This window comes from Mesorhizobium xinjiangense, assembly GCF_009749525.1.
Classification (GTDB): Bacteria; Pseudomonadota; Alphaproteobacteria; order Rhizobiales; family Rhizobiaceae; genus Mangrovimarina; species Mangrovimarina xinjiangensis.
This window is the reverse complement of the sequence record NZ_WOAC01000002.1, coordinates 181,126-194,312: the sequence shown is the minus strand read 5'-3', so window position 1 is coordinate 194,312 and position 13,187 is coordinate 181,126. Positions and strand designations below refer to the sequence as shown.

The 13,187-nt window shown below is 65.4% G+C and carries 14 protein-coding genes; 3 read left to right on the top strand and 11 right to left on the bottom strand.

Annotated elements, in window-relative coordinates:
* Positions 1 to 8: 8 nt before the first annotated feature.
* The gene (locus GM909_RS03220; RefSeq protein WP_157014761.1) at positions 9 to 1,025 is read right to left on the bottom strand and encodes a glycerophosphodiester phosphodiesterase family protein; all 1,017 of its coding nucleotides are present in this window, start codon (positions 1,023 to 1,025) and stop codon (positions 9 to 11) included.
* Between the two features lie 159 nt (positions 1,026 to 1,184).
* Between GM909_RS03220 and speB the strand changes: the two genes are divergently transcribed.
* Together speB and argC are read left to right on the top strand one after the other, a co-directional pair.
* Positions 1,185 to 2,135 carry an agmatinase gene (gene speB / locus GM909_RS03210; protein WP_157014760.1) on the top strand — a complete coding sequence of 317 codons (951 nt, stop codon included), beginning with the start codon at positions 1,185 to 1,187 and terminating at the stop codon, positions 2,133 to 2,135.
* Between the two features lie 149 nt (positions 2,136 to 2,284).
* Positions 2,285 to 3,223, top strand: coding sequence for an N-acetyl-gamma-glutamyl-phosphate reductase (gene argC, locus GM909_RS03205; RefSeq protein ID WP_157014759.1), 939 nt, complete (start codon positions 2,285 to 2,287; stop codon positions 3,221 to 3,223).
* 17 nt (positions 3,224 to 3,240) lie between these two features.
* Here argC and GM909_RS03200 read toward each other — a convergent pair whose 3' ends face one another.
* From GM909_RS03200 to GM909_RS03190, 3 genes are all read right to left on the bottom strand, one after another.
* Complete coding sequence (locus GM909_RS03200; RefSeq protein WP_157014758.1) at positions 3,241 to 4,410, bottom strand: Mrp/NBP35 family ATP-binding protein; 1,170 nt, start codon at positions 4,408 to 4,410, stop codon at positions 3,241 to 3,243.
* 78 nt (positions 4,411 to 4,488) lie between these two features.
* Entirely contained in the window at positions 4,489 to 5,154 is a 666-nt protein-coding gene (locus tag GM909_RS03195; RefSeq protein ID WP_157014757.1) for a DUF3306 domain-containing protein, read from the bottom strand.
* The gene (locus GM909_RS03190; RefSeq protein WP_235911607.1) at positions 5,147 to 5,692 is read right to left on the bottom strand and encodes a DUF3305 domain-containing protein; all 546 of its coding nucleotides are present in this window, start codon (positions 5,690 to 5,692) and stop codon (positions 5,147 to 5,149) included. Before GM909_RS03190 ends, GM909_RS03195 begins: the two co-directional genes overlap by 8 nt.
* A gap of 84 nt (positions 5,693 to 5,776) precedes the next feature.
* On the opposite strand from GM909_RS03190, the gene GM909_RS03185 reads away from it, so the two are divergent.
* Entirely contained in the window at positions 5,777 to 7,816 is a 2,040-nt protein-coding gene (locus GM909_RS03185) for a 4Fe-4S dicluster domain-containing protein (protein ID WP_157014755.1), read from the top strand.
* 122 nt (positions 7,817 to 7,938) lie between these two features.
* On the opposite strand, the gene GM909_RS03180 is transcribed toward GM909_RS03185, so the two are convergent.
* The 7 genes from GM909_RS03180 to GM909_RS03155 form a co-directional block, all read right to left on the bottom strand.
* Positions 7,939 to 8,238, bottom strand: a complete 300-nt coding sequence (locus tag GM909_RS03180; protein ID WP_157014754.1) for a hypothetical protein — start codon at positions 8,236 to 8,238, stop codon at positions 7,939 to 7,941.
* A 14-nt stretch (positions 8,239 to 8,252) separates the two neighbouring features.
* Positions 8,253 to 9,311, bottom strand: a complete 1,059-nt coding sequence (locus GM909_RS03175) for a DUF6352 family protein (protein WP_157014753.1) — start codon at positions 9,309 to 9,311, stop codon at positions 8,253 to 8,255.
* Between the two features lie 2 nt (positions 9,312 to 9,313).
* Positions 9,314 to 10,057: a biotin/lipoate--protein ligase family protein gene (locus GM909_RS03170; protein WP_235911631.1), complete on the bottom strand. Its 744-nt coding sequence runs from the start codon at positions 10,055 to 10,057 to the stop codon at positions 9,314 to 9,316.
* A gap of 2 nt (positions 10,058 to 10,059) precedes the next feature.
* The gene (locus tag GM909_RS03165) at positions 10,060 to 10,251 is read right to left on the bottom strand and encodes a DUF6494 family protein (RefSeq protein WP_157014751.1); all 192 of its coding nucleotides are present in this window, start codon (positions 10,249 to 10,251) and stop codon (positions 10,060 to 10,062) included.
* A gap of 55 nt (positions 10,252 to 10,306) precedes the next feature.
* A complete protein-coding gene (locus GM909_RS26245) occupies positions 10,307 to 10,435 on the bottom strand; it encodes a hypothetical protein (protein WP_268890731.1) in 129 nt (42 codons plus the stop codon).
* A gap of 78 nt (positions 10,436 to 10,513) precedes the next feature.
* Positions 10,514 to 11,896, bottom strand: coding sequence for a cytochrome C (locus GM909_RS03160; protein ID WP_235911606.1), 1,383 nt, complete (start codon positions 11,894 to 11,896; stop codon positions 10,514 to 10,516).
* A gap of 16 nt (positions 11,897 to 11,912) precedes the next feature.
* A complete protein-coding gene (locus tag GM909_RS03155) occupies positions 11,913 to 13,088 on the bottom strand; it encodes a formate dehydrogenase subunit gamma (RefSeq protein ID WP_235911604.1) in 1,176 nt (391 codons plus the stop codon).
* Between the last annotated feature and the right edge of the window lie 99 nt (positions 13,089 to 13,187).

The window sequence follows — 13,187 nt, the reverse complement described above, 5'->3', positions numbered from 1 at the left end:
CCGGCAGCTCAATTCGTCAGCCCATAAGGCACGCGGTAGCCGTTTTTTTCGAGCCACTCGATCGCCTGGCTGGGCGCATCCGTCTGGATCATCGTCGCGCCCTGCTCGGCCCAAAAGCCATAGGTCTCAGCCGGCATGCCGGCATGAACGGCGAGCTCGTCGCCGCGACCGCCGGCCAGAAAACCGGTCGGCTTGCCCCCGATCACGATCGTGTTGACCCACAAATGCCAGTCGCCGCGTGCCGCGACCGCCCTGGCCCGCGCGCCGAAGAGAATGCCGCCCTCCTCGGCGATCCCCATGCCTTCGCGGCGCCAGTTGATCATCTCGACCGCATCGGGCGCGAACTCGCGCGTGACCTGCTCGAGAAAGGCGATGTCCCTCACCGCATCGTCGGCCATGATGGGCATGAAACGCACGCCCTCGCCCATCCGCTCCGCAACCCGCCGCATCTCGGCCACCTTGCCGGCGCTCCACAGGTTCTGCTTGACGAACACCTCGCCGTCGGCGCCGGCCGCACGGACCACCGCCGCAATGGCCGGCAGATCATCGAGGCCCAGCTTGTTGTCGACATTGGCCAGGATGCGCCCACGGGTGTGTTCGAGCATGGCCTTCAGGCTCGGCACCGTCTCCAGCGTAACGCGCCCGCCCCCTTCCACGACGAGACGACAGGCCGCGAGCGCGGCAAAAGTCTTTTCGGCAACCGGTCCGCGGCACGTCGTCGTGCGGTCGAGCCGCTGGTCGTGCAGGACGACAAGGACGCCGTCACGCGTGCGTTGCAAGTCGATCTCGACCATTTCCGCGCCCACCGAGACGGCGTGCTCGACGGCGGCGGAGGAGTTTTCGGGAAAGCGGCCCCGCCCGTCCGCGACACCGCCGCCGCGATGGGCGACGACCATCACATGGTCGCGCCAGTGATTGGCGTTTTCCAAACGGTCAAGAATCTGCGCGGTGCGGCGCACCTCGCCCGCATTCGCGGCACCGCAGCTCAGGACGATGAACGCAGCCAACACGGCGATGAAATGCATGGGACTCACTCCCAACCTGAAATCCGACCGCTGGATAAGCAGTGTGCGTGACAGGCGGATGAAGTAAGCCGGGATGGAATTGGGCACTGCGGGGTCGCAATTCGCTGAGGAATGTCGAATATGAAGGTCTTTCAAGAGGGAGACCGAGGGGAACGCCGCATGCCGTCCAAGTCGATCGATCACGCATTCACCGGCCGCTCAAATCTCGGCACCGCCGGCGACCCGACCTATGCCGGCGCCTTGTCCTTCATGCGCCGGCGCTATACGAAGAACGTCAAGGGCGCCGACGCGGTGGTGTGGGGCATTCCATTCGACGCGGCGGTCAGCAACAGGCCGGGCGCGCGCTTCGGCCCGCAGGCAATTCGCCGAGCCTCCGCGATCTTCGACAACGACCCGCAATATCCGTTCCACCGCGACCTCTTCGCCGATCTCGCGGTCATCGATTGCGGCGACTGCCTGCTCGACTACGGCAACCATCAAAAGACCCCCGGCACGATTGAGCGCGAGGCCGCGAAGCTTATCAGATCAGCCGCGTTCCTGGTGTCGCTCGGCGGCGACCATTTCGTCACCTGGCCGCTCCTGAAAGCCCATGCGGCCAAGTACGGGCCGCTGGCGCTCGTCCAGTTCGACGCCCACCAGGACACGTGGTTCGACGATGGAAAGCGCATCGACCACGGCTCCTTCGTCGCCCGGGCCGTGCGCGACGGCGTGATCGACGCCGAGCGCTCCATCCAGATCGGCATCCGCACCCACGCGCCGGAGGATTGCGGCATCAGGATCCTGTATGGCCACGAAATCGAGGAGATGAAGGCGGCTGACATCGCCACCGCGATTGCAGAGCGCGTCGGCGATGCAAAGACCTACGTCACCTTCGACATCGACTGCCTCGACCCCGCCTTCGCGCCGGGCACCGGCACGCCTGTCGCCGGTGGGCCGTCGACGGCGAAGATGCTGTCGGTGCTCAGGCAACTGGGCGGTCTCGATATTGTCGGCGCCGACATCGTGGAGGTCTCGCCGCCCTACGACCACGCCGACATCACGGCCATTGCGGGCGCCACGGTGGCGCAGCATTATCTGGGCCTGCTGGCGGAGAAAAAGGCCAGGCGATGAAGCGCCGCTCCAGGGCCGATTGCAGACGCGTGCGAAGCGAGGCCTTGAAATTCGAACCTCACATGCCGATTCAAGCCGTTACCGAATTGATTCAACCAATGACGGCAAACCATTGAAAGCGGATTCGTTTTGGGCATAGAAAAGAAGTCATGAAACCGAAAATCTTCATCGACGGCGAACACGGCACCACCGGCCTGCAGATCAGGACGCGGCTTGCCGGGCGCGACGACCTCGACATGCTGTCCATTCCTCAAGCCGAGCGGCGCAATCGCGCCCTGCGCGAGGACATGCTCAAGGAAGCCGATATCGCCATACTCTGCCTGCCCGACGAGGCTTCGCGCGAGGCCGTGGCGATGCTCGACGGTGTCAATTCGACCCGCATCATCGACACGTCCACGGCGCACCGCGTCCATCCCGACTGGGCCTACGGCTTTGCCGAAATGACGGCTGGCATGCGCGACAAGATCGCCGGCGCGCGGCTGGTTGCCAATCCGGGCTGCTATCCGACCGGCGCCATCGCATTGATCCGTCCCCTGGTCGAGGCCGGCATACTGCCCGCCGGCTACCCCGTCAGCGTCAATGCGGTGTCGGGCTATACGGGCGGCGGCAAGCAGATGATCGCCCAGATGGAGGATGAAGACCGTGAGGATCACATTGGCGCGCCGCATTTCCTCTACGCGCTCACGCTTGGCCACAAGCACGTGCCGGAAATGCAGACACATGGATTGCTTGCGCGGCGGCCGATCTTCGCCCCGAGCGTCGGCCGTTTCCCGCAAGGCATGATCGTGCAGTTGCCGCTGCATCTGGCCGACCTCAACGGCACGCCCACGCTTGCCGACCTGCACGCCGCGCTCGAACGCCATTATGCGGGCCAGGAGATTGTCGAGGTGGTGTCGCCGGAAGACAGCGCACGGCTTGCCCGGCTCGACCCGACAGCGCTTGCCGGCACTGACGGCATGAAGCTGTTCGTCTTCGGCACCGAGGGCACCGGCCAGGCCAATCTCGTCGCGCTGCTCGACAATCTCGGCAAGGGCGCCTCCGGCGCGGCGGTGCAGAACATGGCGCTGATGCTTGGCAAGGCGGCCTGACAAGCCGCGCCCATGCACTACTCGTAAACGATCGCCGGTGAGCCGGCCATCTGCCGCTCCTCGCCGATGCGCGCCCAGACGCGCTCGGCGATCTCCTTGAAGACACCGGCGTGCGGCCCGTCCGGGCTTGCCACAACGATCGGCGTCCCGCCATCGGAGGTCGTGCGGATTTCCATGTCGAGCGGCACTTCGCCCAAAAACGGCACGCCGACGCGCTCGGCCTCATCGCGTGCGCCGCCATGGCCGAATATGTCGTGCCGGCCGCCGCAATCGGGACAGACGAAATAGCTCATGTTTTCCACCACGCCGAGGATCGGCACGTCGACCTTGCGAAACATGGCGAGCCCCTTGCGCGCATCGATCAACGCGAGATCCTGCGGCGTGGAGACGATGATCGCGCCGGCCAGCGGCACATTCTGCGCCATGGTCAGCTGGGCATCCCCGGTGCCGGGCGGCATGTCGACCACCAGCACATCGAGCTCGCCCCACTCGACCTCGCGCAGCATCTGGGTGAGCGCGGAAATCACCATCGGCCCACGCCAGATCATGGGCGTTTCCTCGTCGACCAGGAACCCCATCGACATGACTTTCAGCCCGTATCCCTCCATCGGCTTGAGAATACGCCCCGTGACGGTCTGCGGACGCCCCGATATGTGCAACAGGCGCGGCATGGACGGGCCGTAAATATCGGCGTCGAGCACGCCGACCTTGAGACCGTTGGCCTGCAGCGCCAGGGCAAGGTTGACGGCGGTGGTGGACTTGCCCACCCCGCCCTTGCCGGAGGCGACTGCGATGATCGCACCGATGCCCGGAACGCCCTGCCTGGCGGGCGGCGCCTGCGGGGCGGGGCGTGCCGCGCGCGCGGCCATGGGCGGGGGAACATCGCCCGCCTGCGCCGCGCTCGGTCCCGGGCGAACGGCGCGTGACGGCGCTCCGGCCTTCTTCGACGCCGTCAGCACCACGCTCGCCTTTTCGACGCCCGGAGCGCTCATCGCAGCCTTTTCGGCCGCCGCGCGCAAGGGTTCGAGTTCCTCGGCGCGCTCGGCAGGCACGGTGAGGGAAAAGAAGACCGACGCGCCCGAAACGACGATCTCGGACACCAGGCCGAGATCGACGATGTTGCCCGTCAGTTCGGGTCCCTTGACCTTGCGCAATGCTTCGAGAACGTCTTGTCTGGCTATGTCCACCGCGATGCCTCCCGTCGACTCTCATCCCAAGACATAGCGCAACCGCCCCGCACGGCCAATGCGTGCCTCGGTCGCGTGTCAGCCTTGAAGTCGACGCCGAATGGAGACCCGGCCTTTCGGGCGGGTGACGCCGTCATCGTCTTGCCAATGTGTTTCCTCGGCGGCCAGGGAGGGCGCCTCGGCCCGGCCTTCCGGCTCGAACGCCTCTTGCGGATTTTCCGCAGCCAATTCCTCGCTCTCATCGTCGGTCTGCGTAGCGGACGCCGTAGCCTGCTCCGCGGCGGCGGGCGGCGTCGCTTCGGTCTCATCGCCTGCCAGCAGGGTCGAGACCTCTTGCTGCTCGCGGTCCAGATAGCCGCGGCCGACCTGCCACAGCGAACTATAGACCTTGGCCGACGGTGCGTTGAAATCGGTGTCGTAGTCGTTGAGCCCGTCGAGATTGGCCAGCACCGGGTTGGTCCGCCACAGCTTGCGCAGCGCCCTGTTCTTGAGCGCCGGCGGCACGCCGCGCCTGAAGAAGACGGAAAAGTCGTCGCCCTTTTCCAGGGCATCGATGTCGACCGCTTCGGCGGCCCGCCGATTGGCCTCCATTTCCGCCCGCGCCGCCTCATTCTCCGGCGGTTCGGCATCGCCGGCCGGTGCCGTCACAGGCTCTTCGTTGGAGGCGGCGTGTTCCGCCGCGCCGGCCTTGCGCTTGCGCCGCGACCAGCGCTCCAGAAAGGCTTCCTTCCTTTCCTCAACCATCGAGCCGGCCTCCCCCGGGTCGTCCCCGGTTCAGGAAGATCGGCTCCTTGCCGAATTTCTGCACCTCGGTGTCGACCCTGTCGCGGCGGCGCTTCTTGAACGTCTCGTCCTTGTGAAAGACGGCGACAAACTGATCGATCGCCATGGCGATTTCCGGCGGCATCGCCACCCGCTCGATTATGTCTTCGCCGACATCTTCGAACTCCTGCACCTGAAAGGGCGAGGCCGTCACGCAATGGACATACCAGGGCAGCGGATGGCTGCGATCCGCGTCGCGCCTGAGAACGACGAAGAGCGCCGGGTTCCGGCTGTTGAAATTGTGAACGTAGGCCTCCGTTTCGGCCGCGTAGCAGGTAAGCTCAGCGAGGCCCATGAAATAGCGTGTCATGCGATCGTCGCTGACGACCACATCGCCGGCAGAAAATCCGCTTACGCTCGGCGTCACGCCGACCGGCACCCAGATCTCCTTGACCCAGCGCGAAACGGCCTTACGCCGTTCAGCCAGCACGCCGACCGTCATTTTCAGTTCGCGGCTCAAGCCTCCACCCATTCCTTGTGCATGCAGTTGCATGACGCGCCTGAGAGAATAAGGTGATAGAGTCGAGGCAACAAGGGCAATGCAATGAGCTTTCCGAACCGGCGCCTGCTGGTGTGCAATTGCGAAAAGTCCATGACTGTGCGCGGGCCGACGATCGCCCATGCTTTTGGCGCGGAGGACCTTCGCGTCCACACGCAGCTTTGCCGCAGCGAGATCGCCGAATACGAAAAGGCGCTGGAAGGCGGCGAACCGCTGTGCGTCGCCTGCACGCAGGAAAGCCCGCTCTTTTCCGAGATCGCCGAGGAAGCGGGCCGCGAGGCGCCTTCCTATGTCAACATCCGCGAGATGGCCGGCTGGAGCGCCGACAATGCCGACCCATCGCCCAAGATGGCGGCCCTGATGGCGACGGCCACGCTGCCGGTCAAGCCGGCCCGGCTGCGCACCATCGAGAGCGACGGCTTGTGCCTGGTGATGGGCGGTGGCCAGGCGGCACTGGAGGCGGCACAACTGTTGAACCGCACATTGTCGGTGACGCTGCTTCTGACCGACCGGGACGACGTCATTCTGCCCCCTGTCCTCGATTTCCCGGTCTTTTGCGGACGTCTGCGCTCGGCGCGCGGATCGCTGGGTGCCTTCGAAGTCATCGTCGACGGCTATGCGCCAATGCTGCCCTCCTCGCGCGGCGCGCCGCAATTCGCCATGCCCCGCGACGGGGCGGCGTCGAACTGCAGCGTCCTGTTCGACATGACCGGAGGCGCCGCGCCGTTTGCGCGCACGGAAGGGCGAGACGGCTATTTCCGTGCCGATCCCGGTGATCCGGCCGCCGTCATGCGGGCAATCTTCGAGGCGAGCGGCTTTGAAGGCGAATTCGAAAAGCCGATCTATATCAGCTACGACGCCTCAATCTGCGCCCACGAACGCTCCAGGAAGACGGGCTGCACGAAATGCATCGACAATTGCCCGCCCGGCGCCATCACGCCGGACGGAGACGGGGTGAAGGTCGATGCCGGCATTTGCGGCGGCTGCGGCAATTGCGCAGCGCACTGCCCCACCGGCGCCGTCTCTTACGAATATCCGCAACGCGGCGCGCTCATCGAGCGTATCCAGACGCTGGCGCGCATTTATCTCGACGCCGGCGGCGAGGCGCCAGTGCTGCTCATTCACGACGGCGAATACGGCACGCCGCTCATCAACGCCATGGCGCGCTTCGGGCGCGGCCTGCCGGCAAATGTCATCCCGCTGGAACTGCATTCGGCGAGCGGTGTCGGGCATGACGCGCTTGCCGCCGGCCTGGCCGCCGGCTTTCGCGCCATCCGGGTGCTTGTCGATCCCCGCAAAGGCGGCGAACTCGGTGCGCTGGAAGAGGAAATCCGCCTGATGGACGCGCTTCTTGCCGGGCTCGGGCTTGAAAGCGGGCGTATCCGGGTTCTTCCCGACAACGATCCTGATGCGCTCGAGGCGGCCCTTTATGCCGCCGACACGCCGGGCGAGATCGCACGTTCCGCCTTTACGCCGGTGGGCGGCAAGCGCGAGGTGGCACGTGCCGCGATCGCCCTTCTTGCAAGCGCCGGTGCCCCGGCGGACGAGATCATCCACCTGCCCGAGTCGGCGCCCTACGGCGCCGTCGAAGTCGACAACGACAAATGCACGCTGTGCCTGGCCTGCGTGTCGTCCTGCCCGACCGATGCCCTGCGCGACAATCCCGACAAGCCGCAACTGCGTCTGGTCGAGGCCGCCTGCGTGCAGTGCGGCATCTGTGCGGCGACCTGCCCGGAAGACGCGATCGCGCTGGCGCCGCGCTACAATCTTTCGGCCGGCGTCATGCAGCCGGTCACGCTATACGAGGACGAGCCGGCCGAATGCATCCGTTGCGGCAAGCCGTTCGCCGCGCGCGGCGTCCTGGACCGGGTCAAGAGCGAACTCGGCGGCAAGCACTGGATGTTCCAGTCCGCCGAGCGCGTCGCCCTGATCGAGATGTGCGACAATTGCCGGCTCGAGACGCTGTCGGAAGGCGGCCGCGATCCCTTCGCCATGGCCACGCGGCAGCGCATGCGCACCACCGACGATTACGTTCAGGCCGAGAAGAAGGGCCTGTCGATCGAGGATTTTCTGAGCGAAGAATAGCTTCGCTATCCAGCGCGCCTTCGCTTCAAACCGAAACGTTCGAAGCAAAGGTATGCGCGCCAGATCAATATGTTGGAGCATGTACCTTTCGCTCAAACGATTCCGTTTGAGCGGGACATGCTCTAATTGCGCTGCACGCAGAGAGAACGCGCATTCTGCAGCGAGAGCCGTGCCGCGTCGGCATCCATGAACCCTTGATCGACAAGGTTGTTGATGTCCGCCGTGCGGCGGTCGATGCAGTCCGAAACAGCCTGTGGAACGCCCAGGGCCGGCAGCGTATCGGCCGCGGGCGGCACGGCCTTGAGGCGCGCATCGGCGTTCTGCCAGACAAACCATGCCGCAAGGGCAAGCAGGATGGCGAGCACCAGGGCGACGAGGCGCATCCACGGTGCATTGGAGATGTTGGCTGCGGAAGCGGTCATACCGGATTTCTCCTTCACTGCACCGGGTTCTTCAAGGGAAGATTCGTCAACAGGTTCTGCGGCTTGAGCCTGACCCGCTCGTCGTCCGTCATGGCCAAGCCGAGATAGGCCGGCTTGCCGCGCATCGTCTCGATCAGCCCGTCCTGCTCCAGGAATTCGAGGCGGAAGAGCGCCAGCAGACGCTGCAGCTCCGCCTCGTCAACTGTTTCGCCCGTGTAAAGGGCATTGAGGATAGTGGTCGCCTGCGAATCGAGCCCGATATGCCAGCTCCAGCGTTCATCGGTGATCGAGCGCATCGCCTGCACGCGCACCGGCAGGGCCGCGAAATGGCCGAGCCAGCGTTCCACGACACGCGCCAGCGCGTCCTGGCCGGGCTGGGTGAAGCGGAAATCGAGGGCGAAATTGAACTGGTCGGCGCGCTCCTCGTAGGTGGCCGCATTGTCCTCGCCAAGCACATCGAGTGAAATCTCGCGCATCGGCGTTCCTGCTTCCGTCAAAAGCGCGCCGAGGCCGCCCAGCCCGCCGGTCTCGGTATACATCTCGACAACCTCCGCATCGGCCAGCATCAGCTGACCCTCGGCAAGCGTCACCTTCTGTTCGCGAAAGAACAGCTCGCCCGCCCGCAGGACGAAGGCGTCGTCCTCGCCGTCGAGCATGTTGGCGACGATCAGGTGCGCGAGCTGTTCGATGAAGACGGGAGGCACCTGCGGCGCGCCGGGACGAAACAGCGCCAGATAGGCGGCCTCGACAGAGCCGTGTCCGACAAGGTGGTCGCGATAGGCGAGCAGATGGCGATAATTATCCGCCGCATCCGGATCGGCGATCGCCGCGATCTCATGGTCTGCAACCGGTGCGTCGGGCGTTTCCATGAGCTTTTCGAACAGACGGTGCTCGTTCGCGCAGCTCTCCTCGATCGGATGAATCTCGGGCCGGGTGTAATAGGCGCGCAGCAGGTCGGGCGAGACGGCGAGCCAGCCATTGTCGAGCCGGTGCGTGAGATGAAGACCGGCCGATTTCCATACCGGCCGCCCACCCAGGGCTGGTCTCTTGCTGCGCACGATCGCCGGTTCCATGTTCAATAGCGCTCCATTGCAGCCGCGAGCGGCACCGAAATCATCTCGCCGTCATGATTGAGAATAAGACCGCCCTCCTCGTCCAGGCCGACCATCGTGCCGGCCCAGCGGCCGGCCGGCAAGGCGCACTCGATCCATCGGCCCGTTTCCTCTGCCCGCGTCACCCACGCCCTATGCACCGGACGAAAACCGTCCTGAAGCCAGGTGTCGACCCAGGTGAGAAAATGCCGCGCCACCGCGCCGATCAATGCCCGGCTGTCGATATCGCCGCAGCCCTCCTCATGAAGGACCGTGACATCCGGATCGAGACCCGGGTCGCGCACGCCGTCGGGAAAGCGAAGCGCGAGATCGAAGCCGACGACAAGCCGGTCGGGCACCTGCGACAGGGCCGTGTCACGCGGGGCGGCCAGGGCGACGCCGCCCGCCCGGCCGGCATTGACAAGGAGGGTCACCGGCCAGCGATAGGTGACGGGGAGGCTCGGCGGTCCGAGCGCGCCGAGCGCGTCGCCGGTCGCCACCATCAGCGCCGGCGCCATCTGCAAAGCCGACGACAGGGCAACCTCGGGCTCCAGCACGATTGCCGCCGCGGCCCGGTCCGTGGCGCGCGACCAGAAGATGTCGCCGGCATCGGCCATATCCGTCGACGCGGCGGCGACGGCAGCGTCAATCGGCTCGCGCCCCGTCTCCACGGCATGGCCGGTAAACACGGGTGGGAAGACAGGCTCCGGCGGGCTGGTCGCGACCATGGTCACGGCAGCTCGATTTCTCCGGAAACGACGTGGTTCAGCGATGTGCCCTCGGCGGTCAGCAGCATCTTGACCTTCACCTTGCCGCCCGACATATCGCCGGAGCGCACGAGCTTTTCGATCTCGCGCTGCGAGGTCACGCCGACCTGCTTGAGAAACTTGCGCAGGGACATGTTGAATGCTTCTTCGCTCATTTTCCTGGCTCCTCGATCATATCTGCAAATGGTTGTGATGCCGGCGTCCGCGCGCTCACTGAATCCGGACATTGCCGCTGGAAAAAGCCGTTTCGGCGGAAGTCTCGAACTGTGAATGAAACAGAAAGCCGGCGCCCAGGGACACCACCAGCAGGACGACGATGCTCAACAGAAATGCCTTCATGGTTGCCTGTACTCCCGCCCACCAGGGCCTTGCACATGGTGCGCCCGCATCCAAACGGCCGCGTTCGATTCCCCGATCCTACTCGCCATCCTCTCGACGTACACCCGGAGGCGAGGCGATGCCATCCGGCGCGGTCGCCTCAAGCAGGAATTCGATCAGCGCGTCGCGCCGCTCGACGCTCTTCAGCCTCTGGATCGGCATCTTGGTGCCCGGCGTCACGACGTCGGGGCCATGGTCGAACAGAAGCGAAACCGTCTCCGGCGTCCAGATGATATCCGATTTTGCAAGCGCTTTCGAATATTCATAGCCCTCGACCGTCCCGGCGACCCGTCCGAACAGTCCATAGAGCGTCGGCCCCGCCCTGTTGGCGTCGTCCGGCGTCAAGGTGTGGCAGACGGAACATTTGCGCAGGAACTCGATCTCGCCCGGATCCTCAGCGTCATGGGCCTGGAAGCGGCGCGGATAGACCGAGCGGACGGGCTCGACCGGCTCTGACGGCCTGATGCGCCAGCGGATCGCGAAATCGTCCAGCCCAGCGCGATAAAGGTGGCGACCGTCCGGCGTGAACGACAGCCCCCAGACCGGGCCATAGATGTCGTTGTAATCCTCCACGCGGTTTCCGGTCTCGATATCGAATATGCGGATATGGCCGTCGGCGCTGCCGGCGGCGAGCCAGCCGGCGCGCGGCGAAACGGCGAGCGACAGGATCGGATGCTCGTTCGACGAAAGCGTCACATTGTCCAGTGTTCGAAGGTCGACGACCCCGACGACGCCGTTGAGCGTGCCATAGGCAATGAGCGACGCTCCGGGCAGCGGCGCCAGCACGTTGACGCCCCAGCCATGATCGAGAACCAGCCGCGGCGCGCCGGCAATCACGCCGTCGGCGAGCCGCCATGCGCGGATCGTGCCGTCCTGGGAAGCGGTGAACAAACGGCCCCCGTCGAGCGAAAAGGCGACCGCGTTGACATTGCCGCGGTGCCCCTCGGCGCGCGCGATCTCCCTCTCGCCGGCGATATCGAAGATCCGGGCCGTCCCGTCCCAGCGGGCGGCGGCGGCGAAGCGTCCATCCGGACTGACGGCGACGTCGAGCACCTTGACCGGGCTGTCCTCGATCAATGCCAGAAGACGGGCCCGCTCCAGGTCCCAAATGGCAAGGGCTCCATCGTCGCCGACCGAGACCGCCTTGCGCGCTCCCGGCACGAAAGCGACATCGTTGACCGGCGCCTTGTGGCCGATCAGCCGGGCCAGCACCTGGCCTTCACCGCCTTCGAGGCGCCAGTGAAGAACCGAATAATCGAAAGACGCGGTCAGCGCCGTCTCGCCGTCATCCGACAAAGTCACCGCCTTGACCGGTCCGCCATGGCCGACCAGGCGCTCCGGCCAGCCGGCCTCAGCGGCCACGGCAAGCGGCCACATCATCAGGGCTGCGGCCGTCATCGCCAGGCAGGCCGACCGGGCCATGGAGCGACACCCCGGCCTATTCCGCCGGCTGCGTCTTGGCGGGTGCTGACGGGCGAGCCTCCGCCTGTTCCATCTGCTCGACCCAGAGCGAGTGATGCTCCCTGGCCCAGTTCAGGTCGACATCGCCGCTGCCCATGGCATCGAATGCGCCCTCCATGCCGATCGTGCCGATATAGATGTGGGCGAAGATCAGGCAGACCATCAGCACCGCCACGATGGCGTGCCAGATGCTGTTGAACTGCTGCTCCTGGATGACCGAATAGGGCGGCTCCGGCAGCCCCAGCCACGCCGGAACGTCGATGCCGATCGACGACAGGGCAATAAAGGTATCGCTGAAGAAGTGATGCTGGAAGGGAAACAGGAGCGCCCAGCCCGACAGGCAGAGCGACAACCCGCCGATCATCACCAGCCAGAATATGACCTTCTGGCCCGCATTGAACTTCCAGGCCGGCGGATGAACGCCCTTGCCGATCATGCCGCCGCCCTTGGCGAACCAGACGAGGTCCTTGCCGTTGGGGATGTTGTGGACGACCCACAGGACGAAGGCCACGGCCAAGCCCAGCATGAAGGCGAATGCGACGTAATTGTGCGTGTGTTTCAGGAACCACGCCATCGGGCCGAAGGCCTCCTTGCCCATCAGCGGCATGATCAGTTCACGGCCGAAGGAAATGTTGAGGCCGCTGATGGCGAGAATGATGAAGGACAGCGCCATCAGCCAGTGCGCACTGCGCTCGATCGTGCCGAAGCGCTTGATCCTGGTTCCCGACATGCCGTGCTCGACGCGCACCCGGCCGCGGATCGCGAAGAACAATGCCAGCAGGATCAGCGTGGCGATCATGGCGAGGCCGAGAAAGTCGAACAGCGGCCCGTTGCGCATCAGCCGCCAGGACTCGCCGTCGGACTGAACCAGGACCGCCGCCTTCTTGTCGGGTATCGAGACAGTGCCGGCCACGCCCTGGCGCACCGCGCGCCAGATCTCTGAATCGGAGGTCGTGCCAAGTGCGTCGCCGGGCACCGCCCCGCCAACGGCGCCGTCGGAGTTCGTGTTTACCGCCCCTTCCGGCGGGCGCACGGAGCTTTGCGCCAGCGACGTTTCGGACAATGCCATGGACACGACAAAGGCACAGGCCAGGACCGGCAGGATCGGGAAAAGGCGCGCAAGCGAGACGCACATCGTCCTCAGGCTGGACATCTTGCTTTCCTCCAATGCACGAAAGAATTGTGCCGCGCGGCAGGATCGAGCGCAAGCGTTCGTGGCTTCATGCGCCTTTTCCATCGCCCCCGCCGCGAC